At 46.7% G+C, this 23,535-nt stretch carries 13 protein-coding genes; all 13 read left to right on the top strand.

The window, feature by feature from the left end; genetic code table 11:
* Positions 1-29: 29 nt before the first annotated feature.
* The 13 genes from A8708_RS26605 to A8708_RS26545 all read left to right on the top strand — a co-directional run bounded on the left by A8708_RS26605 (position 30) and on the right by A8708_RS26545 (position 23,404).
* Positions 30-1,679: an ABC transporter substrate-binding protein gene (locus tag A8708_RS26605; RefSeq protein WP_068668669.1), complete on the top strand. Its 1,650-nt coding sequence runs from the start codon at positions 30-32 to the stop codon at positions 1,677-1,679.
* 21 nt (positions 1,680-1,700) lie between these two features.
* Positions 1,701-2,627 carry an ABC transporter permease gene (locus A8708_RS26600; protein ID WP_068668668.1) on the top strand — a complete coding sequence of 309 codons (927 nt, stop codon included), beginning with the start codon at positions 1,701-1,703 and terminating at the stop codon, positions 2,625-2,627.
* 40 nt (positions 2,628-2,667) lie between these two features.
* Entirely contained in the window at positions 2,668-3,561 is an 894-nt protein-coding gene (locus A8708_RS26595) for an ABC transporter permease (protein WP_068668666.1), read from the top strand.
* Positions 3,562-3,578: 17 nt separating this feature from the next.
* Positions 3,579-5,642, top strand: a complete 2,064-nt coding sequence (locus tag A8708_RS26590) for a dipeptide ABC transporter ATP-binding protein (RefSeq protein ID WP_068668664.1) — start codon at positions 3,579-3,581, stop codon at positions 5,640-5,642.
* 34 nt (positions 5,643-5,676) lie between these two features.
* Positions 5,677-7,152, top strand: coding sequence for a protein adenylyltransferase SelO (locus A8708_RS26585; RefSeq protein WP_068668662.1), 1,476 nt, complete (start codon positions 5,677-5,679; stop codon positions 7,150-7,152).
* 432 nt (positions 7,153-7,584) lie between these two features.
* Positions 7,585-8,490, top strand: a complete 906-nt coding sequence (locus tag A8708_RS26580; protein WP_068668660.1) for a zinc metalloprotease — start codon at positions 7,585-7,587, stop codon at positions 8,488-8,490.
* A gap of 264 nt (positions 8,491-8,754) precedes the next feature.
* Complete coding sequence (locus tag A8708_RS26575; RefSeq protein ID WP_068668658.1) at positions 8,755-13,689, top strand: chondroitinase-B domain-containing protein; 4,935 nt, start codon at positions 8,755-8,757, stop codon at positions 13,687-13,689.
* A 137-nt stretch (positions 13,690-13,826) separates the two neighbouring features.
* The gene (locus A8708_RS26570; protein ID WP_068668656.1) at positions 13,827-14,954 is read left to right on the top strand and encodes an alginate lyase family protein; all 1,128 of its coding nucleotides are present in this window, start codon (positions 13,827-13,829) and stop codon (positions 14,952-14,954) included.
* Positions 14,955-15,037: 83 nt separating this feature from the next.
* Positions 15,038-17,353: a helix-turn-helix domain-containing protein gene (locus tag A8708_RS26565; RefSeq protein WP_068668654.1), complete on the top strand. Its 2,316-nt coding sequence runs from the start codon at positions 15,038-15,040 to the stop codon at positions 17,351-17,353.
* Positions 17,354-17,564: 211 nt separating this feature from the next.
* Entirely contained in the window at positions 17,565-19,202 is a 1,638-nt protein-coding gene (locus A8708_RS26560; protein WP_068668652.1) for an extracellular solute-binding protein, read from the top strand.
* 94 nt (positions 19,203-19,296) lie between these two features.
* Entirely contained in the window at positions 19,297-20,253 is a 957-nt protein-coding gene (locus A8708_RS26555; protein WP_068668709.1) for an ABC transporter permease, read from the top strand.
* 16 nt (positions 20,254-20,269) lie between these two features.
* Positions 20,270-21,148, top strand: a complete 879-nt coding sequence (locus A8708_RS26550; protein WP_068668650.1) for a carbohydrate ABC transporter permease — start codon at positions 20,270-20,272, stop codon at positions 21,146-21,148.
* Positions 21,149-21,163: 15 nt separating this feature from the next.
* Positions 21,164-23,404 carry a glycosyl hydrolase family 95 catalytic domain-containing protein gene (locus A8708_RS26545; RefSeq protein WP_239696860.1) on the top strand — a complete coding sequence of 747 codons (2,241 nt, stop codon included), beginning with the start codon at positions 21,164-21,166 and terminating at the stop codon, positions 23,402-23,404.
* The last annotated feature ends 131 nt before the right edge of the window (positions 23,405-23,535 follow it).

Here is a 23,535-nt window from a genome sequence, read left to right as displayed (position 1 = left end):
GGATGAACCAATAAGGGGGAGCATTAGATATGAAAAGATCACAAGGTTGGATCAAATGGAGTGCGTTATCGTTAGTTATTGCACTTGTTCTAACAGGTTGTGCTTCCAATAATGGAAGTTCGGATGCCTCGCAATCAGCGAGTCCTAAGCAAGAAGGCAAACAAGCGGCGGTGGTGGGGGGAGAACTTACTTATGCGCTGGCTACTTCCCCGGATACGCTAGATCCGCATCGCAGCGGGCTTGCCGTAGCTGTGCGAGTGCTTCGCACGATCTACGATAGTCTGGTTGTACAATTACCGGATGGTTCGATTAAACCGTGGCTGGCCACAGAGTGGACAGTTGCTCCTGATGGTCTTAGTTACACATTTAAATTACGCAAAGATGTTAAGTTCCAAGATGGCACACCCTTTAACGCCGAAGCGGTGAAATTCAATTACGATCGGATTCTCGATCCAGCAACCAAAGCGGCCAATTCAGTAGCGTTACTTAAACCCTACAAATCTGCGGAAGTTATCGACGAGTTCACGGTCAAAATCAATCTCGAAACACCATCCAGAGCATTTCTGGGTAACCTGAGTCAAGCTTTGCTCGGCATTATATCACCAACAGCTGCCAAGAAATATGGCGATCAGTTTGGCAAAAATCCAGTAGGATCAGGTCCGTTCTCCTTCGTGAAATGGGAAGAGAATGCTTCCATTCAAGTGAAGCGCAGCCCTGATTACAATTGGGCGCCAGAGATTGTTGAAAACAAAGGGAAATCATATCTAGATCAAATTACCTTTAGCATTGTTCCGGAAGAAGCGACTCGGATTGGTTCTGTCCAAAGTAAGCAAGTTCTAGCTGGTGAGACGATTCCCCCGCAAAATATTGTTTCGCTTAAATCTGATTCCAGCGTTCAAGTTCATCAAGTCAATACCAATGGATTGCCTTACACGTTATTCATTAATCAACGCAAAGCGCCTTGGGGTGAGGTAAAAGCTAGGCAAGCGCTTCAATCAGCCCTTGATGTAGACGCGATTGTCAAAACACTTTATCTGGGGACATACCCACGTGCTTGGTCGCCGTTATCTCCTGGTGTGTTCGGTTATGATGCATCGCTTGAGAATGGGGTTAAGCCTGACCTTGCCAAAGCCAACAAACTATTGGATGAACTCGGTTGGCTGAAAGGCGCAGATGGCATTCGTGTGAAAGATGGCAAGAAACTGACGCTGCACTATGTCGATGGCTCACCTAATCGCGAGAAACGAAACGACATAGCTGTCATTATTCAACAACAGTTAAAACAAGTGGGTATTGTAGTTGAAGTAGAAATTACGAAGGATATCGCCAATGTTGTGTATACCAAAGGTGAGTATGATATCTATGGGAATAGCCAAGTAAACTCGGATCCCAATGCGCTCTATGCCTTCTATCATACAAGTGATCCGAAAGCACGACCAAGTCTTCCGGGGCTTGCAGATCCACAAGTCGATAAGTGGCTGGAACAAGGGGCTATCGAGCCCGACGATAAGAAACGCGCGGAACTCTATAAACAAGTGCAGAAATCGATAATCGATAATGCGGTCATCATTCCTATTTATGTGTTCCCTTATACGGTAGCAGCTTCGAAGACCGTGAAAGGGTTGAAATTTGACCCGTTAGGTTACCCGCTCTTTAATGATACGTTTATTCAAAAATAAAGCTATAGGGAGCTAATTGATATGAGCAGGATATTAACGGAACGGCTGCTAGTTTCATTGCTGGTCATTCTTGGTTCCTTAATCCTGGTATTTTGTATTCTGTATGTACTGCCAGGGGATCCAGTGCTTTCCATGATTGATCCTTCCTCTATGTCACCAGAGGCGATTGCCAATTTAAGGAGTCAGCTTGGGCTAAATGAACCTTTCTATGTTCAGTTTGGGCACTATTTCATGGCAATGATCCATGGCGATTTTGGTAAATCGTTACTAAACAGTGAACCTGTGTTGCCCAAAATTCTTAAACATCTCCCAGCCACTTTAGCGCTCACGTTAGCTAGTACGCTTATATCCACGATTATTGGTGTAGGGCTGGGCGTTCTTTCAGCCGTACACCGCAATCGGTGGATCGATGTAGTAGCTCGCATTGTCGGGTTGTTCGGAATATCAATGCCGACGTTCTGGTCTGGCATTCTGCTCATCCTCATTTTTTCCGTATCATTAGGCTGGTTTCCGGCAATGGGGTCCAAGGGGGTCATTACACTTGTTCTCCCATCACTAACATTAGGATTCGTAGGAGCGGGCTTTATCGTTCGGATGGTACGTAACTCGATGCTCGAAGTCATCAATGAGCATTTCATCGTGACACTGCGTGCCAAAGGATTATCGGAACGATTGGTCATGTATCGACATGCACTACGCAATGCCTTAATTCCTACGATTACGATTATTGGCATTCATATCGGAGATTTAATGGCAGGTACAGTAGTAATCGAAACTGTCTTCTCCAGGCAAGGGATTGGCCGAATCCTCGCAGATGCCATCATGTCCAAAGACTTGCCAGTCGTGCAAGGTGTCGTATTCTTCTCAGCCATCATCTACGTCATTGTCAATTTGTTAGTCGATAGTTCTTATGTATTCATTGATCCACGAGTGCGCCGAACACAATAATTCGGATAGAAAAGCAAATGCGGAGAGGAGAAGGGTGACGATGAAAGATGTTCTTTCTACAAGAACGATTTGGCCGAGACCTAAGTGGCATCTTCGATTCATAAAGCTACCCAGAACTTGGAATGCGTCAGAGATTCTGGTGTATCTCGCAGCGATCATGGCATTGTTTATTATCGGATGTGCGCTTTTCCCGCAATGGATTGCTCCTTATGCACCTACAGCGATGCTTTCGGATCAAATCATGCATACGCCAAGCAAGACACATTTGTTTGGCACGGATTACTTTGGTAGAGATGTGTTCAGTCTTGTCGTGTATGGCAGTCGTGATTCACTCATTATTGGTTTCTCCTCTGTACTCGCTGGAGGCATCATTGGAGGTAGCATTGGTGCGTTATCTGGATATATTGGGGGCGTTATTGACACGATCTTCATGCGGATTATCGACGTGCTAATGACGATTCCAGGCATTCTATTAGCACTAGCCATTGCTGCTGCTCTTGGCCCTCATTTATTTAATCTGATTTTTGCGGTTGCAGCAGCCTCCATTCCACAATATGCAAGGGTCATGCGAGGTCAGATTCTGAGCATAAAGAATCGCTCATTCATTACCGCCTCTCGATCAATAGGCGCTTCTTCTTTACGCATATTTGTTCGCCATGTGTTAACGAATGCTTGGTCTCCGCTCTTGGTCATGTCCACGATCGGTTTAGGTTCATCTATTCTGGTTAGTGCAGGGCTAAGTTTTCTAGGATTAGGTGTACTCAAAGAGATTCCGGACTGGGGATCGCTTCTCTCCCAAGGACGTGGTTACCTAACAGTGGCTTGGTGGATATGTACGTTTCCAGGTCTCGCAATCACGTTATTCGTCATATCTGTTAATTTAATCGGAGATAGGCTACGTGACTCCCTGGATCCAAAGCAGAGAAGGGCATAGCTAGGAGGCGGCGCAAGTTGAAGCAACTGCTTGAAATTGACAACTTAAGTGTACAATTCAGAACGAACAAAGGGTCGATTACGGCCATTCAAGACGTTTCTTTGACAATTGGCGTAGGCGAAACGATCTGTCTTGTCGGAGAATCAGGCAGTGGTAAATCGGTGACTTCCAAATCTGTCATGCGTTTAATTGATTATGAGAATGGTCATATATCCGGAGGTCACATTGTTCTTGATGGTGAAGATCTTACGACGTTGTCACAGAAAGATCTTCGGGCATTACGAGGGAAGAAGATGGCTATGGTGTTCCAAGAACCCATGGCCGCTTTCGATCCGGTATTTACCATAGGCAGTCAAATTACCGAGGTCATTACTCAGCATAAACAAGGGAATCGGGAACAAGCTTGGGAACGAGCCGTATATTTATTAAAGCGTGTAGGCATTCCAGAGCCAGAAATCCGAATGAATCAGTACCCTGGCGAGCTTTCTGGCGGGATGCTCCAGCGTGCGATGATTGCGATGGCGCTCACATGCAGCCCTCAACTGCTCATTGCGGATGAACCAACAACTGCGCTTGATGTCACGATTCAGGCGCAGATTCTTCACCTCTTGCAGGAGTTGAAAGAAGAATTCAATATGTCGATCCTTCTCATCACACATGATTTGGGGATTGCGGCAGAGATGGCTGACAAAGTCATCGTGATGTATGCTGGACAAATTGTTGAACAAGCAAGCGTGAGCCAATTGTTCGCAAGGCCGCATCATCCGTATACAAGAGGATTACTTCGATCCATAACAACGATGGATAGCGATCGGTCGTCCCGATTATTCTCCATCGACGGGACGATTCCCCATCTATCGGATTTGCCTACGGGTTGCCGTTTTCATCCAAGATGCCCTTTTGCGACGGAACGCTGTGTGAAAGATAGTCCTCCCTTACGCTTCGTTAATGAACGTCTTACGGCATGTTGGTACGCGGAAGAATTAGTTGAGCGTGCAGATTGGCAGCAATATGCAGGAGTTGTAGATACGTTAGAAAATACAAAGATAGACACGAAAATTGATGTAAAGACAAATCAACGACTCTACGATGTTGCAGAGGGGCAGATTTCTACGAGCGAGACACTCTTCGAGGTGAAAGGGTTAAGTAAATTTTACCCTATAGGAAAAGGGACATTCAGTCGTTCGAAATCCTATATTCGCGCGGTGGAGGATGTATCCTTTTCAATCAAGAAGGGAGAGACCTTTGGTTTAGTCGGTGAATCGGGGAGCGGTAAGTCTACCTTAGGTCGGGTCTTGCTGCAATTGGAGAAGGCAACCGAGGGAGAGGTTCTGTTTGAAGGAGAGGATTTATCTAAACTTTCAAGCAAAGGACTGCAGGATGTACGCCGAGAAATGCAGGTCATTTTCCAAGATCCGTACGGTTCTGTGAACCCGCGTTGGAGAGTCGGCGATATTATTGGAGAACCTTTTGATATCCATGAATCGTTAAGCAAGACAGAGAAACGGGCCAAAGTTGAAGACCTATTGGAGTTAGTTGGTTTGAATCGCTCCGTGTATGATAAGTTTCCACATGAGTTCTCGGGAGGTCAACGACAGCGCATCGGTATTGCGCGAGCCATCGCGCTCAACCCCAAATTTATCCTTGCAGATGAGGCCGTATCGGCGTTGGATGTATCGGTACAGGCTCAAATCGTCAATCTAATGCAGGATCTGCAGAAAAAACTGGGGTTAACCTATTTATTTATCGCCCATGGCTTAAACATTGTTCGTCATCTGTCGGATCGCATCGGTGTTATGTACTTGGGGAAACTGGTTGAAATCGCACCTAGTGAGGAACTGTTTCTCCATCCTGCCCATCCTTATACGAAAGGCTTACTTTCTTCGATACCATCAACGAATCCCTTGCATAAAAGAGCGTGGATTGAGATCGAAGGGGAAATCCCTTCTCCTGCGAATCCACCGTCTGGCTGCAGATTCCACACGCGGTGCCCAGCAGCAACCGCAAAGTGTAAAGAAGAGCAGCCTGAGTTAGTGCCAATTAGGGAAGGTCACTGGACGGCGTGTCATTACCCTTTGTAAATTCTAGTAGTAAATCTTATGAGAAGGAGACATGATGACAGAGAAACTAGATAGGATAGATGCGGGATGGAACTTAGACAACAGCTACTCGCGGTTGCCTTCTATCTTCTATACTAAGATTCATCCAACGCCAGTGAGCTCTCCGAAGTTAATTATTTTGAATGCGCCATTGGCATTATCCTTGGGTTTGAATGATGGCGAGATGCGAAGTAAGGATAGCTTAGCTATATTTGCTGGAAATGTGATCCCTGATGGGGGGCTGCCGATTGCGCAAGCCTATGCTGGGCATCAATTCGGACAGCTGAATAAACTAGGGGATGGAAGGGTGCATCTCCTTGGTGAGCAGTTAACACCTCATGGAGGACGCGTGGATATTCAGTTGAAGGGATCAGGTAAGACGCCTTACTCTCGTTATTTGGATGGGAGAGCGGGACTTGGACCGATGTTGCGCGAGTATATCATTAGTGAAGCCATGTTTGCCCTAGGCATTCCAACGACCCGAAGTTTAGCTGTGGTTTCAACAGGTGAGACATTCATTCGTGAGACGGAACAATCTGGTGCCATCTTAACACGTGTCGCCGCCAGTCATATTCGCTTTGCAACGTTTCAATATGCATCGGAATTTGGCACGGTGGATGAGCTCCGATCACTAGCTGATTACACCATACTAAGGCATTTTCCTGAGGCTATGGGTGCTGAGAACCGTTACTTAGCGATGCTTCAAGAAGTGATGAAGCGCCAAGCGCACCTAATTGCCCAATGGCAGCTGGTTGGCTTTGTTCACGGCGTGATGAACACGGATAATATAGCGGTCTCTGGAGAAACGATTGATTATGGTCCTTGTGCTTTTTTGGATGTGTATGACCAGGGGACTGTATTCAGTTCCAGGGACACAGAAGGCCGTTATGCCTTTGGCAAACAGCCGGCAATTGCAGCTTGGAATCTCACCAAATTTGCTGAATCGCTCTTACCCTTGCTGCATGACAATGAGAAACAGGGGGCGCTACTGATCGCGGATGAGATTGCACATTTCTCCGAACAGTATCAGGCTAATTGGCTTGCGGGGATGAGGGGCAAACTGGGGTTGTTTAATGAAGAATCTCAGGATGAATCTCTCATTAAAGGATTGCTCGATTTGATGCAAGAGAATCGCGCAGATTACACGAATACATTTCGTGCGTTAACATTGGATCAACCAGAAGATACGTCCATGTATGACAAAGTTGATTTCAGGCAGTGGTATGAGCGATGGCAGAGTAGATTAAATAGCGAGCAAGGAACCAAAGTGGACTCGCAACAATTGATGAGGAAGCATAACCCAGCGATTATTCCACGTAACCATCGGGTAGAAGAAGCTTTAACATCCGCGGTCAACCAAGCAGATTACTCTGTGATGGAACGGTTGCTGGCTGTTCTTTCAACCCCCTTCGCCTATACTCCTGAACAAGTTGATTATGTCAATCCAGATGATCCAACAGCTTGTTCATACCGTACCTTCTGCGGAACATAATAGTAGAATTGAGGCTGTATCAGAAGTCAGCATTGACTTGTTGAAACGGCCACTTTCATTTCGTAAATGAGCGATGAAAAGTGAGTTGCCCTTAAAAATAATAACCCTAACCTATTACCCGCAATCTAACTGGATTATCTCCATCTATTTGAAACGGATTTAGTGAATTTGGATGATTAACTGTATTTTCTGCTTATGTTTTCCATCTAATAACGATAATATCTCAAATTCGAGCACATTAGCTTTAGTTTTTACATCTATATCTAATTCCTCTGCGGAACAACACCTTTCTAACATAATGAAAACCGAGAAGTAAGGAACTCTAACAAGTAAATTAAACGATTTTCCCCCTCAAATGGTCCACACCATTCTCTATTATTTTGCATCTCCTAGAGTAGTAAGTGCTACTAGAATTATAGGAGGAGATAGCAAATGGCAACGGTATCCGTAGTTAGTATTTTTACTAGAGGAGCAAGATCTAGCGATACGCCTGAAATGCGTCGAGCTAGAGTGCAAGGAGATATCGATCGTGCTACTGAAGCTTGGGGAAGTGGTTTTTTTCCTGGTGTTCGCGCGAATATTAACTTTGTTTCTTTCAGAGAGTATTACATTTCAGATGTGACGATTGTTGCGAATACGGTTTCAAGTGTGAATGATGCAAGGGTTCAATCACTGATCATGCAAGCTCGGACCGTCAACAATAATGCGACGGCGATGTATGTCGTCTATTTAAGTGGACCATCCCTAAGCTCTGGTGCTGTTGGAAATGGTGGACCACAGACGACGTTTTTTAATAGCGCGACTAATTATGGCTTATATGGACAAGTTGTCTTGACGGACAATGCCTCTGATTCTTATTTGTTAGCGCATGAAGCTGGACATGTGCTATTCGGTCGTTTTACAAGCAACAGCTCTAATAGTTTTACGATTAACGATCCTTCGAACCCAGGGAATGATCATAATGACAATCCGCAGAATCTCATGAACGGTTTCGTTCCTTCAAGCAACCCCTTTATTAATGAAGCGCAGGGTAACGTAGCTATACAGAGTAAATTAATTCTGGAGAACAATTTCAGTGGAATGGCACCAGTAAGTATTAGCGCATCTGCATCGGGGTCATTGGCTAGCGGTCAATATCCTATTAAGTGCGAGAAAGTACCTGCTTGCCCATGCTGTGACAGACCAAAACCTATACATGAATCCGAAAAAGTTAAGAAGATTAATAAAGAAATAACGAAACTTATTAAGGAAATTGGTCCGGATAATTTAAATCTTAAATTTAAACCTAGAACAGATCCCTATCGCAAGTGCAAATGCAAATGTAAAGATCATGACTAAACGAGAAGGTGCGCCGAAATGGCGCACCTATTTTCTTACTATAATGGAAGATAGAATAGGGGTATGACTGGAAGGAACGATGGAACGATTCCTAATTTGCACGTTCATTCTAGATAATGATCAGTGCAATTCCAGATTTTGATGATGAGTTTGGGTTTTGACGATTTCCTAATTGTAAGGGTTTCCATATGATGAGTGTAATGGCTTGTACGCTCTTCAGCACCATGCCGAAGAGCGCAATCATAACGAAGAGGTGATGTTGAATTGAAGAAAGGTTCAAGCGAATATGCGAAACGGATCATCAGCTTGCTGCTTGCAAGCGCTTTAACTCTAGCAGGTTTACCTGCAGGTTTCTCTAAAGCGCATGCCGATAGTGCTGTGGCAGGAACGCCGGGCGGCGTAGATGAGAGCTTGCTGAAATTATGGCTTAAAGCCGATCCGGCTAGTATGACCGTGAATGGAAGCGGAGAAGTTACCTCTTGGAAGGATAGCGGTCCGCAAGAGAATAACTTTATTAATGATGGGACAGTGGGCGCTTCTAGTCCCCGGACGAAGCCCAAATATGTGGCATCCAATCCGTCACTGAATTTCCAACCTGCCGTGCAATTTATCCGCGCAGGCACCGGCAGTATCTTAGTCGACGTGGACGGGTTGTTCGCCCAAGATGAGGCCGTAGATCGTGCAAGCGTTTATGTGACGGCGGGTGGATTGACGGAAACGAATAAGTCTTCGCAAATATTTTATGAAACGTTACAGGGGAAAGGGAAATTGGGGGCGTATCTTCCTTTCTACTCTAACCCGAATACGCAAATTTTGTGGGATTCAGGCGATCTCGCCTCAGGTAGCAATCCACGTCTTACAACGGGATATAACGTACCCCTTCGTCAATATAACAGTTGGGGATTCCAATTTGACTCGCAGCCCGTGACAGGAAACGTCTACCAATCCATTACGCTCGACGGGCAGTCATATGCGACTTCAACTGCTTCACGCCTTCCGATGAAAGGTGTCGGGAGCAATCCGATGACGATTGGCTCTGCACTTAGCGGCGGTTCCGGTTACGACGGACAATTAGGCGAGTTGATTGTGTTTAACGGTGCGCTTACTGCGATGCAGCACAATCAAGTGCAGACGTATATGGCTCTCAAATTCGGAACGCCACTGAAAGGGAAGGATTACGTCTCAGCTGGGGTGACTCCGCAAGTCGTATGGCCGTACACGCTTAACGCGGCATTCAACAATAATGTCGCAGGTATTGCTAGGGATGAAGAAGGTGCGTTGGCGATGGATACAAGCCGAAGCGGTGAAGATCCGGTAGCATCTCAGATCATTATTAGCGCCAAACAAGCGCTCACCGATAAACAGTATTTGCTATGGGGAGATAATGAAAGCACTGCGGCTTCTGTTCCTTATGGATCGGGCTTCAAGCGGTCGACACGTACGTGGAAGGTGCAGAACACCGGTCATGTTGGCGCTGTGCAGGTTGCATTTCCGCAAGGGCTGCTTCCGTCTGGTGGTCTGCTGTTAACAAGTAACAGCGGAGATTTCAGCGATGCCGTGTCTCTCCCTTTAACTCAGGTTACTCTACACGGGGAAACTTACTATGCAGCGGATGCGACGCTTGTTGATGGTTTGTATTTTACCTTTGCAGAGAAATTACCGGATATTCAGTTATCCGCTTTGGACGCTTGGACGGGTAGTCAGCATCTAAGCATGACGCCAACGTTCTCACCGGCTAAGTTAGACGGCTATGAAGTAACAGTTCCTGAAAATGCCAGCTCAATTGGCTTGGATTGGCAGGCAGAAGCAGGGATTGCAGTGAATGCGACGCTGACGAACAACACAGTGACGAATCAGCCGGTGAGCGATACCAATCAGATTGCCATGACGGCTGGGATTAACAAAATGAAGGTGAACGCTTCCAGCGGCAGCTCGATCAATACATATGCCTTGCAAGCGTATCGGTTGTCGGCCAAAGGAACGAACGGCCGCATTCCGATGAACGCGACCACGGTGACCGCGAGTTCTTACCAACCCAACACAACCAATATCCCGGCCAATGTGGTAGACGGCATCTGGGATAACGATGTGCGGTGGTCGGCTTCGGGACAAGGGGAGTGGCTGCAATTTGATCTCGGGCAGCCTGAGACAGTAACGTATCTGAACATCGCTTTTCTGAATGCAATCGACAGGGTATCTAGTTTTGAAATATTAGGCTCGAATCAAGCGGATTTCCAACAATCGACGGTTCTGTTGACCAAACGAAGCTCCCGAGCACTTCGTGTAGGCGACAGTATTTTGCAGCCGTATGTACTGGGTCAGCCTGGGTCCTACCGTTATTTACGGTTGGTTGGCTATGGGAATAGTGCATCAGGAAGTTCAAGCAGTTGGAATAGTATTACGGAAGTTGAGCTTTACACGGGAATACCACCAGAAGTGACTGAACCGACAGGACCAACGGGCCCGCCGCAAGCGGGGGATAAACCGGTAGAGCCGCTGCCTCCAATTCAAGTTGTCCGCGTCCATTCAGCTAGCGAGTTGCAGACAGCGCTCGATCAAGCTACGCCAGGCACGACAATTGAGTTGCAGAATGGCACGTATGAGCAGCAAGGGCCCTTCATCATTAAGGATAAGCAAGGAACGGCTGCGCAACCGATTCGGGTAATAGCAGCAGAGCAAGGGAAGGCGATTATCGCCGGGGATAGCTATATGTATATTCAGAATGCCAGCTACGTCAGCGTGGAAGGACTCACGTTCCATTCCAGCGGCGGATCGGAAGATAGCGAGAATTCGCTGCGAAGCCGAGGTGTTCCCGAAGAGTTGTTAAGTTCATTGAAAGGGCTGCACCCTGGCGTAGAACTTTATGACACTACCAATATCTCCATCCTGCGAAACACATTTGCCTTAGATGAAACGGGGCAGAAATACAGGTTTACCAAAGGCGGGCAGATCATCTGGTGCGTCATTGGCGTAGATAACAGCTGCCGTTATGGCAGCGAATATAACGCTAACAACGCTGTCTATACAGGGGAAACGTCACATACACCTGGATCAACGCTGCTCACGGATGGCGGAACGGATCGGCACTATATCCGGGTAGAGGGCAACGGCAGTCATAACCGGATTGCCTACAACGATATTGGACCGAAAACCGGCTTTGGCGCTGCAATTACGTACGATGGTCGAGATATGGTTTCGCAATACGACGTGATTGAGTACAATTATTTCCACGATATGGGTCCACGGGTCACCAATGGGATGGAAGCGATTCGGCTTGGACTCTCTGGCTTGTCTCTAGTGCCCGGTCATGTAACTGTTCAGTACAACTTGTTCGATTCCTTAAATGGCGAAGATGAGATCGTGTCGGTGAAAAGCAGCGACAATACGATTCGGTACAACACGATTCTGAATTCCTTCGGAGGCATGGTGGCTCGACATGGTCATCGTAACAGCTTCTATGGTAACTTTATACTTGCAGATGGGAAAAAAGAAGGTACCAGTGGCTTTCGTATTTATGGAAATGATCATCAAATCTATAACAATTACATGGAAGGCTTGACCGACGATGCCGTTACAATTGATGGCGGCACGGAGGATGCAGGGCCAGATGGCAGCGCGAATCCGATGATCCGCTGGGGGATCGGCGTGAATGATGTTGCACCGCTCCGGAGCTTGGAACCGGCAAGACAGACGGAGCTGCTTCGTGGACATTGGCGGCAATATAATGTCCAAATTTTTAACAATACGATTGTTAATCCAGCTGGTAAAGCTTCGGCACTCAAAATGGCTAAACGGACGTTTGAGCCAACCGGTACACAGGTATATAACAATGTGATTTTTAGTAATGCAGGAACGATATTTAATGAAAAGGATATAACCGATGGCAGACCTAATTATGTCGGCAACATGACCGACGGTCTTGCTGCTGTGTCAGCAACAGCGACGGTTGTCAATGCGACGTACAAAGGTGATCTGAAATTGGTTCGCAGCATGGACGGACTCATTCGGTTATCTCCTTTAAGCCCAGCGGTCGATGCAGCACAAGGCCCGTATCTGCCGGGGGATGATATGGACGGCCAAAGACGGACACATACAGTCGACGTCGGAGCGGATGAATATGCACCTGCGAGTGTGCTGACGCAACGTCCTCTTACATTGTCAGATGTAGGACCAAATGCAGGACAGAACATACCGGTTAAAGAGGAGAAGCCTGCGTTAAACAGTCTTCAAATTAGTTCCAATTTGACGATTACACCAGCATTCAGTTCAGAGATCACTTACTATACAGTGACAGTTCCGACAAGTATCAGCAGTTTGACCGTGACGCCAGCTTCCGTCACTAAGGGTGCTGCCATTCAAGTGAGCGTAGACGGTAGTACTCAACAATATGTTCTCAGCGGCAGCGAGAGTAGAACGCTCGCCATTGCGGCTAGCGGCAGTGTTATTCTGCTGGATGTGACGATGCCTTCTGGTGTACACAAAACGTACACGATACGAGCACAGCGTCCTGCTGCGAGTGGTTCGTCTTCATCGGGTTCTTCTTCAGGTCCTTCATCGGATTCCTCATCGGGTTCTACGCCGGTGCCTGCACCAACGCCAACGCCGATACCGGAACCGAGTAAACCGTCTGTAGAACCCAAAGATCCGTCCACAACCGTACCCACGCAGGAATCTTTTGCCGATATCCCGAATCATTGGGCATCCGATGTTATCTCTCGTGCTGCTGCCAAAGGTATCGTGAACGGTTACGGGGATGGCAGTTTTAAACCTGATGAGCCAATGACAAGAATACAATTTGCCGCTATGTTGGTTCGGGCTCTTGGTTTAAAGGCTGAAGCATCAACGACACCATTTGCCGATGGGGCAGATATTCCCCCTTGGGCAGTTGGCGAGTTGGGGGCCGCGTTGAAAGCAGGCATTCTTCAAGGGTATGAAGACGACTCCTTGCGACCTAATAAAGCGATCAACCGAACAGAAATGGTTGCTATGCTGATAAGAGCCTATGCGCAACAAGGAAGCACGTCATCTCCCGTCACGTTTAGCGACAGCTCGCAAATTCCAGCTTGGGCTCTACCGTTCATTTCGCAAGCCGCTTCCTTGGGGCTTGTAACCGGACGCGAGCAAAATTCGTTCGAGCCGTTAGCTGAGGCAACAAGAGCGGAAGCGGTAACGATAATTATGAGGTTATTAGAGCGCTAACGTCATCGTAAATTCATCTTTAATACACAACTACACAAATGCAAGATGATATGCAGTAGGCCTGGCATCCCGTTTTTTGAGGATCTGGCCTGCTGCATTTAGTGCTTTGTTAACATATTTGAAGGGAGAATAGACAAATGGAACATTTAGCACATTTAAATAGAGAAAATTGGAGCACTTATTTCGATCTAACTGCGATCATCCAAGCTGGGGATGTCTACTTAGAGACTCTTTCTGTACAGATTACAGATGAAATAGCCCCAAATAGCCCCGGAACCCCGCATGACTACTATTCAAATGGGGATTACTGGTGGCCAAATCCCAATACGCCGAATGGATTGCCCTATGTACGCCGTGATGGCGAGAGTAATCCAGACAACTTCCATGCACATCGGATTCTGCTTCGCCGAATGAGATCGCGGGTAGCTTGTCTGACTGCCGCCTACCGAATAACGGGAGAGCAGCGGTACGCTGCCCATGCGATTCGGTTGCTTGACGCGTTTTTCGTCAATGAGCGCACACGAATGAACCCGCACCTGCTGTATGCACAAGCTGTACCTGGCATATGCGATGGGCGAGGGATCGGTGTGATCGATACCCTGCATTTGATTGATGTAGCGGCAGCCGTTCCATTGCTGCAAAGCAGTCACTTGTCACAAGCAGATTCTCGCGTTCTGGAGCAGGTTTCCGCATGGTTCGGGGATTACTTGCAATGGATGAACGAGCATCCACAAGGGGTGGAAGAGAGAAACGAACCGAATAATCATGGATTATGCTGGTATGTGCAAGCAGCTGCATTCGCGCGGTTGACAGGTCAACATACCATGCTGGATTGGTGCAGAGAACAATACAAAACCAAACTACTAGTAGAACAGATGGACATAGATGGGAGTTTCCCGCGGGAGCTGTCCCGTACGAAGCCCTATGCATACTCTCTTTTTACACTGGATAATTTCATCACCCTTACGCACCTTCTTACTACGGATGAGGATAATTTGTGGGAGTTTCAACTGTCGGATGGCAGAGGCATAGAGAAGGGGATCGCTTTCTTACTTCCTTATATTGAAAATAAGCCATCCTGGCCCTATGGCCGAGATGTCGAATATGATGCACAGTGGCCAGTAGCTATGTCATTCTTACTGTTTGCAGGGTTGGCTTATGATTCTGAAAGGCTTCTTGGCTTATGGCGCAAATTAGATCACCAGCCAAAAGAAGCAGAATTGCGGAGGAATATGGCCATAAGGCAGCCGCTGCTTTGGGTATGAGGGACTTAAATCAGAGACGGTTACCTCAATTTTGGATATAATATAGGCAAGCAGTTACAAACAGCGATAAGGGGTTAGTGCTAATGAAGTTTAATCGGATCCGGTTTAATAAGCGCAGCGTCATGTTTACTTGGTTTACTTCTTATATTTCCGTGCTGCTCGTCCCGATCATCATTAGTGGCATTCTATATGCGGCTTCTTGGCATGTGGTTGAATCGGAAGTCAATCGTGCGAATACGAATGCATTGAAACAGATGGAATTGGCGATAGATAACAGTTTGGGAGGCATAGAGCGGTTAAGTTTGGAAATTTCCCTCAATAAAGAGGTGAATGCGTTTATTAATACCGCCCAGCCCCTTACAGATAACGATTATTACGATTTAGTCAACATTTCGAATGATTTGCGCGTGTATCAGACGGCGAATGAGTTCATCGAACAAATCTATCTCTACTACAAGAATAGCGATACGGTCATATCCACACGCAACCGGACAGACAGCCGCCAATTATTTCAGATGCTAGATGGACAAACCCTGAAAGGGTACGATGCTTGGAAGTCGTTTCTGGATAATCGCTATGTCCATTCTTATATGCCAGTGACGATACAAGAGGGTGACAATGGCTACAAGGCTGTTTTATTTGCCAAATCCGTTTCATTGGCGAATCGTGATCAGCCAGGAGCCGTGCTCCTGTTTGTCATGAGGGATACGAAACTGCTGGCAAATCTTCCGCCATCTGAAGCGACATCTGTTGCGTTGCTGGATAAAGAAAATCGACTAGTCGCGACTAGCGGCCTTGAGCAAAGACCGGAATTTCTTACGTATGATAAGTTTACTGGTGAAAACGGTCTCTTCTACGGGGATGTCGCCGGTGAACAAGTCGCTGTTTCCTATACCACGTCAGCAAGGACAGGCTGGAAATACATGTCGATGATTCCTGCTGAGCGCTTTGATGATAAAATGAAGTATATGAAAAGGCTCGTCTATGCGAGCATTGGGCTGAGCCTACTGCTAGGCGGGGTAGTCACGTTCCTGTTCCTTCGCAAAAATTATAATCCAATCAATCTCCTCATTCGCAGCTTCTCGATGAAAGCAGGAATTTCATTTGCCGAAGGAACGAATGAGTATGGTTTCTTGCAAGATGCGCTGAATAACACTTTTGCAGAGAAAGAGCAGGTAGATCGTCGTTTGCATCAGCACCGAGATGCCATCCGCTCTCATTTTCTACAGGGGCTGCTGAAGGGGAATCTCGAGCAGGACATACCAGTCCATGAATCGCTCTCAGCGCACGATATACAATTGTCTTCGCCTCATTTTGCAGTTCTCTTGTTCCATATCGATCATTTTGGCAAGTTCCAAGATGATGTTACTGTAGATCCACAGAAAGTGAAATTGATGCAGTTCATACTAATGAATGTAGTGGAAGAAGTGATCGGCGGCCAGCATCGGGGCTTTGTAACTGAAATGGACGATATGCAGGCATGTATTTTCAATTTCAGCACGGGACAGGATCCGGAAGAGCTGCAACAAGTTGCCGATCAGGTGAAATTGTTCTTGCTAGACCATTTCCATGTCCATTTGACTGTTTCTATTAGCGGCATTCATACGGAATTGTTCGGGATTGCCGGGGCTTATCAGGAAGCGTTGTCGGCAATGGCTTATCGTCTTGTTGTAGGTGGTGGAGCGATCATTCGTTACGACGAATTACCGAGTTCCGAAGCGGCCCATCAGGCTGGCAACTATTATTACCCTTTGCATGTAGAGCAGCAATTGATCAATTTTGTCAAAACCGGTGATTATGAGAAGTCGAGCGCTATCATCGAGCAAATTATCGAAACGAACGCATCCAATGCAGTGTTATCCGTCCCACTCGGTAAGTGTCTCATGTTCGATCTTGCCAGTACAATGTTGAAAACGATGAATGAAATTGGCTCTCAAGGCAACAAAACGTCCTTTATCGAGCAGTTTCATCCTGTAGAGCGACTATTTGCCTGTGAAACGATGAAAGAGATGACAGGGGAAATTCTCTCCATTCTTGAGCAGGTGTGCCAATCCATCCAAGCTGAACGTAAACAGGAGCACAGTCCGCTTGGCGAACTAGTTATTTCATTTGTGAAAGCCAACTATGCAGAAGATAATTTGAACATTTCGATGATTGGAGAGAAGTTCGGAATCACACCGTCCTATTTATCCAAACAATTTAAGGCACAGACCGGCGATGCATTGCTTGATTTCATAAGTCGAACACGGTTGGAGGAAGCCAAAAAGCTGCTATCCGAACAATCGCTCTCCATTATGGAGATTGCGCGCAAGGTTGGGTATGCCGATATCAATACATTTAACCGAACTTTCAAGAAGTTTGAAGGCATTACGCCTGGGAAATACAAGGAATTAAAGTGATACAGTATCGGTTGTTGAGAGTCGTACAAGCTTGCTTGCGCGACTTTTCATGTTTTGCACAGTGACTTTGGATTCTGATGATTGCATTCTATGGATTTTAAAGAGGCATTTGCAGTTTTGACGATATTCAAAATGATGCTTAACCATCCATACTGAAGCTACAGTGCTGCAACGAAATCAATCGCACTAGAAGTTTATGAGGGGGATTCACATGAGCAGTCGTTCAAAAAGAAAATCCATTAGCCTGGCACTAAGCGTTGTCGTAGCTTCCAGTATGTTCGCCGCATGTTCCAATGAGTCAGCGAAGTCTTCAAGTGAAACGGGAAGTGCTACAACGAAGGCAACACCTACGGCTTCAGCAGGTCAATATCCGATTGCTACACAAGAGACGTTAACATCTTGGGAGCAAATTAACCCCAACTTGACTACCGTGTTTCCCAATATTGGGGATTCCCCATTTGGTAAGCAATTGGAGAGCGATACTGGCGTTAAGGTCAAGTATACGCATCCTGCAGACGGTCAATCCAAGGAGCAATTCAACTTGCTGATCGCTTCGAACAATTTGCCAGATGTTATTGAATACAACTGGGGCGGTGGCGGAACGGCTGCGTATCCAGGCGGACCGGAGAAGGCAATTGCAGACAAAGTGATTCTTCCTCTCAACGACTTGATTGACAAAAGTGCGCCAAATTTAAAGAAGCTGCTTCAAAATGACAAAGAGCTAGACAAAATGATTAAGACAGACAACGGCACATACTACGCGTTTCCAATGATTCGTCCAGACAATGGACTCGTATTCCGTGGACCGATGCTCCGCAAAGATTGGTTGGATGAACTGAACCTCCCAGTGCCTACAACAATTGATGAATGGTACACCGTATTGAAAGCGTTCAAGGAGAAAAAAGGGGCTTCCGCAGCTTTGACAGCTCAATACAGCAATGAATTGAATATTCAAGATGCTTTCATTGGCGCTTATCAAACAGCGAACCGTTTCTATATCGACAATCAAGGTAAAGTGAAATACGGGCCGATTGACCCGCAATTCAAAGATGCATTGACGTTGCTTCACAAATGGTATGCAGAAGGATTGCTAGATAAGGATTTCGCACTGAATACGGATTCCAAATCGCAGGATACGAGATTGCTCAGCGATGAATCCGGCGCGACAGTCGGATTGCTTAGCGCAGTAGGCAAATGGATGGATACGGGCAAGAAGAAAAACCCGAAATTCCAGCTTGTACCGGCACCATACCCAACGTTGAAGAAAGGCGAACGCGCTTTCATCGGTCAACGTGACTTTAAATACAACCCAGCTGTAAGTAAAGCGGTTGCGGGGGATTCCAAACATGCGGAGCTGGCTGTCAAGTGGATGGATTATGCGTTTGGCGAGAAAGGCAGCATGCTCTTCAATTTCGGTATTGTTGGTGAGAGCTATACGCTAGACAATGGCGTGCCTAAGTTTACCGATAAAATTACCAAAGATCCGAAACTAAGCTTACAACAAATGATTTCCCAGTATACCAAACCGAACGGTCCTTTCTTAGGCGACAGCCGCAAGAGCTTCAACACGTACAAAGAGCAGGATGATGCTGTTGGCATTTGGGAGCAAACAGATGCTGTTAAGCACGTTATGCCGCCTTTCTTGACACCAACTACAGAAGAAAGCAAAGAGTTGGCTAAATTGAGTACAGCAATTACGAGTTATAAAGAAGAAATGTTCGTTAAATTCGTGATGGGCAAAGAGCCAATCGATAAATTCGATGACTATGTAAAACGGATAAATGATATGGGAATTGACAAGGTAACACAAATTTATCAAAAAGCGCTAGATCGTTACAATAAGCGATAATTAGTTTACGGCACATCTTGCGGGGGCGGATCGAGTCGTCCCGACCACCCGCAGGAATGGGTCCGTGGCAGGAGAAGGTGATGCGATGAACACTATGATTTCCAAAACGAAGCCTGTTACAACCGTAGAAAACAAACGGAAATTATTCCATTTCGGGCTATTGCTGGATATACGTAAAAATAAACTGCTTTATGTCATGTTACTGCCTGTTCTACTGTATTATGTTGTCTTTCATTATGCACCCATGTATGGCGCGCTCATTGCTTTCAAGGATTACTCCCCAAGAATTGGAATTTGGGGGAGCGACTGGGTTGGATTCGAGCATTTTGTTAATTTCTTCAACGGTGCGTATTTCTGGAGAACGATTAAGAATACGGTTCTAATTAGCTTCTACCAGTTGTTGTTCGGGTTTCCGGCACCTATTATTTTGGCCCTTTTATTGAATGAATTAAGACATGCTATGTTTAAAAGAATGGTTCAGACCGTGACGTACATGCCGCATTTTATATCTTTGATTGTCATTTGCGGGATTTTGAAAGATTTTACAACGAGCGATGGCGTTATCAACGATATCATTGCCTTCTTCGGAGGGGAACGCTCCACGTTCTTGCTTGAACCAAGTCTGTTCCGTTCTGTCTATGTGTCTTCTGGGATCTGGCAAAATATCGGATGGGGAACGATCATTTTCTTGGCAGCATTAACCGGGATAGATCAAGAGCAGTACGAAGCAGCTAGAATCGATGGCGCTGGTCGCTGGAAACAAATGACACATGTTACGTTGCCAGGGATTATGCCCATCATCATCATTTTGCTTATTCTCGACATTGGTAAGATGATGAATGTCGGTTTCGAGAAAATCATATTGCTATACAATCCGGGTACCTATGAAACAGCAGATGTCATTTCTTCTTATGTGTATCGCGTTGGTCTTCAGGATTTCAATTATAGTTACAGTTCAGCGGTGGGCTTGTTTAACTCGGTCATCAACTTTGCCTTGCTCATTTCCTCCAACTGGTTGAGCCGCAAATTCAACGATACAAGCTTGTGGTAAAGGAGCGTGCAAGAGGATGGTAAACAAGAGAAGCTTTTCAGAGATATGTTTTGATACGATCAATGTTTTACTGTTGGTTTTAATGATGCTGCTTACCGTGTATCCACTTATATATGTATTATTTGCTTCCATTAGTGACGCAGGAAGCCTGATGGGGTACAAAGGCATGTTATGGCGTCCGCTCGGTTTCTCGCTTGATGCTTATACGAATGTATTCCGTAATCCCATGATAATAAAAGGTTACGGGAATACACTATTTGTCGTACTCATGGGCCTCGTGCTGAACATTACGCTCACTGCGTTCGGAGCATACGCCCTTTCACGCAAGAGCTTGCTCTATCGCAAGCCGCTTATGCTGTTTATTATTTTTACCATGTTCTTTAGCGGCGGGTTGATCCCCCTGTACTTGACGGTCAAAGGCGTTGGATTAATCGATTCCTTATGGTCGCTTATTATTCCGACTGCCATCAATACGTTTAATCTCATTCTGATGAAAACAGCATTCGAAGCGATTCCAGATGCGTTAGAGGAATCGGCCAAAATTGACGGAGCGAACGACTTCGTTATTCTATTCCGTATTGTGCTTCCGCTCTCGATGCCCGTTGTCGCAGTCATGTTGTTGTACTACGGCGTAGGTCATTGGAATTCTTGGTTTAATGCGATGATTTTCCTGCAGGAGCGTTCGCTCTATCCATTGCAACTCGTGTTGCGGGGAATTTTGCTCCAAGGGGAGGCAAGTGCCAATTCAGGTGCTTCCGACGACGATGCCGCTATGCTGGCTGCAACCTTGAAATATGCGACGATTATCGTAGCTACAGTCCCCATATTGTTCGTGTATCCGTTCTTGCAGAAATATTTCGTCAAAGGCGCGCTGATCGGAGCTGTCAAAGGCTAAAGGAGGTAGTTAGCGGTGAAAGATAGCAACAACTCGGCTGTGCATATGGATGTTGATTGGGAAACGTACATGGCCGCTAATGATATGGAGTGGGTCGTCAAGCCAGTTAGCTGGGACGAAGGAGCCTTCCTCGGCAATGGCTTGCTGGGCACAATGGTCTACGGTGAGGAACATGCGAGTAAGCGGCATGTGCTTCGCATGGTGACGGGGCGGAGCGATGTGACGGCAGTCCGAATGGATAAGCCAGGCTTCCCGCCTCGCGTTCAGCTTGGCGAACTGGATCTGGAATTAGAGGGGAAGATCTATCATCCCACACAGATGCGGATCAATTTGTGGAACGCTGAATTACTGGCAACGCTGACGACAACGAGCGGTGAAGTCAAGCTTCGCTCACTCGTTCACAGTCTGGACCCAGTAATCGCCATAGAGTTGGAGACAACAGAGGGGGAAAATGGCGCACGCTTTGCATGGTACCCCTTCCCGGACGTCGATCCAGTATTGAAGAACGCAGACGTGGTGAATTTAAATCAATATATACCTCAGACGGAAGTCGTCCATTCGGAAGATGAAGATGGCATTCGGGTATGTACACAGCGCTATTCCGGCGGAGATGGCTGTGTAACCGCATGGAAGGAAGTGCAGGTTTCACCGAATCGCCGGATCTGCTGGTTGTCCATTGCCAGGGGACATTCGGAATCGACCCAAGCGGAAGCTGTGGAGGCGGTGGCCCAGGCTTCGGCTGCGAATTTCGAGGAATGGGTGGAAGCCCACAGGAATTGGTGGCACCAGTACTACCAGCAAAGCTTCGTTTCGCTGCCAGATGGACGTTTGGAAAGCTTCTACTGGATACAAATGTACAAGCTAGCTTCAGCTACGCGAGTAGACAAACCCTTGATTGATAATCAAGGTCCTTGGCTTACATCGTCGCCTTGGCCAGGTGTCTGGTTCAATATGAATGTACAGATGAGTTATTCGCCTATATATACAGCCAATCGTTTGGAGATTGGGGAATCACTTGTTCGTTCCTTGCATGCGAATAGGGAACAGTTAATTCGCAATGTGCCTGAACCGTTCCAACACGATTCAGCTGGCTTAGGACGAAGCTGCTCATTTGACCTACAAGCAATTGTAGACGATGAGGTTGGTAATTTAACGTGGATCTGTCATAACGTATGGCGTCACTATCGATATACCATGGATGATGGCATGCTGGAGGAAGTGTTATATCCTATACTCAGGCGGAGTGTGAATTATTATATCCATCTGCTGGAAGAGGGAGAGGATGGATGTTTGCATCTGCCTCCGACGATTTCTCCCGAATATGGCTCATTCATGCGAACGACGGTTGCGGACTGTCACTATGACCTTGCCTTGCTGCGGTGGGGGTGCGAAACTTTGCTTGCGATATGCAAGCGGTTGAAGATAAGTGATTCACTCCGTTCGAAGTGGGAAGATATTCTGCTAAAATTAGTTCCACTGCCCGTTGATGAGACTGGCTTTATGGTCGGTCGCGATATGCCGCTCGCTTACGGGCACCGTCACTTTAGCCACTTGCTAGCCATTTTCCCATTGCATCTGATCAGTGGAGAAACAGAGGAAGAGCGGGCTTTAATTGCTACTTCGCTGCGTCACTGGTTGGCCAAAGAAGGCGACCTGCGCGGATTCAGCATGACGGGCGCGGCATCGATTGCCACTGTTCTCGGACAGGGGGATGAGGCGCTGCGGTTATTGCAATCGCTGCTGCATATCATCAAGCCGAATACGATGTACAAGGAAGCGGGACCGGTCATCGAAACGCCGCTGGCAGGTGCAGAATCCATTCAAGATATGCTGCTTCAGAGCTGGGGCGGCAAGCTGCGTGTATTTCCAGCTGTGCCAGAAGCGTGGACAGAGCTAGCCTTCCATAACTTGCGAGGGGAAGGGGCCTTCTTAGTGAGCGCAGTTCGCAAGGATGCTGTCACACAATGGATCCGAGTAAAGAGCTTGGCAGGAGAGCCATGTTTGGTTAAGACGGGTTGGCAAGGACGGATTCGATGGAACATCATCGGCGTGGATGGTACAGTACGATTATCTGGAGAAACGGTTGTTGAGGAAGAAGTCTCGCTGGCTTTGGAGAAAGGTGAAGAGGCTGTACTTTATTCCAGCGAAGAAGTTCCTGATCTCCGTGTGCGACCGGTCGGGGGGCGAAACAAAGTTGTACGCTACTTTGGCGGACATAAACCTTGGCGGTTGTATGGTTTTCATGGCGGTGAATAAGGAGATATATAGATAGCAAGACGTAGACCCCCAAAGATAGAGATGTGGGCCTACGTCTTTTTGTTGTGTTTTATTCACTAGGATGGGCTTCTAAACCAAGAAAGCCCGCCATAAATTCGACCTTACCTACG

This window comes from Paenibacillus oryzisoli (genome assembly GCF_001653565.1).
In the GTDB taxonomy this organism is placed as follows: domain Bacteria; phylum Bacillota; class Bacilli; order Paenibacillales; family NBRC-103111; genus Paenibacillus_E; species Paenibacillus_E oryzisoli.
This window is presented reverse-complemented; position numbering and strand designations above follow the sequence as displayed.

What these genes read in the sequence shown, in the direction of transcription:
- A8708_RS26600 (WP_068668668.1), top strand. Translation starts at nt 1,701, where the DNA reads ATGAGCAGGATATTAACGGAACGGCTGCTAGTTTCATTGCTGGTCATT.
- A8708_RS26595 (WP_068668666.1), top strand. Translation starts at nt 2,668, where the DNA reads ATGAAAGATGTTCTTTCTACAAGAACGATTTGGCCGAGACCTAAGTGG.
- A8708_RS26585 (WP_068668662.1), top strand. Translation starts at nt 5,677, where the DNA reads ATGACAGAGAAACTAGATAGGATAGATGCGGGATGGAACTTAGACAAC.
- A8708_RS26605 (WP_068668669.1), top strand. Translation starts at nt 30, where the DNA reads ATGAAAAGATCACAAGGTTGGATCAAATGGAGTGCGTTATCGTTAGTT.
- A8708_RS26570 (WP_068668656.1), top strand. Translation starts at nt 13,827, where the DNA reads ATGGAACATTTAGCACATTTAAATAGAGAAAATTGGAGCACTTATTTC.
- A8708_RS26550 (WP_068668650.1), top strand. Translation starts at nt 20,270, where the DNA reads ATGGTAAACAAGAGAAGCTTTTCAGAGATATGTTTTGATACGATCAAT.
- A8708_RS26555 (WP_068668709.1), top strand. Translation starts at nt 19,297, where the DNA reads ATGATTTCCAAAACGAAGCCTGTTACAACCGTAGAAAACAAACGGAAA.
- A8708_RS26565 (WP_068668654.1), top strand. Translation starts at nt 15,038, where the DNA reads ATGAAGTTTAATCGGATCCGGTTTAATAAGCGCAGCGTCATGTTTACT.
- A8708_RS26580 (WP_068668660.1), top strand. Translation starts at nt 7,585, where the DNA reads ATGGCAACGGTATCCGTAGTTAGTATTTTTACTAGAGGAGCAAGATCT.
- A8708_RS26560 (WP_068668652.1), top strand. Translation starts at nt 17,565, where the DNA reads ATGAGCAGTCGTTCAAAAAGAAAATCCATTAGCCTGGCACTAAGCGTT.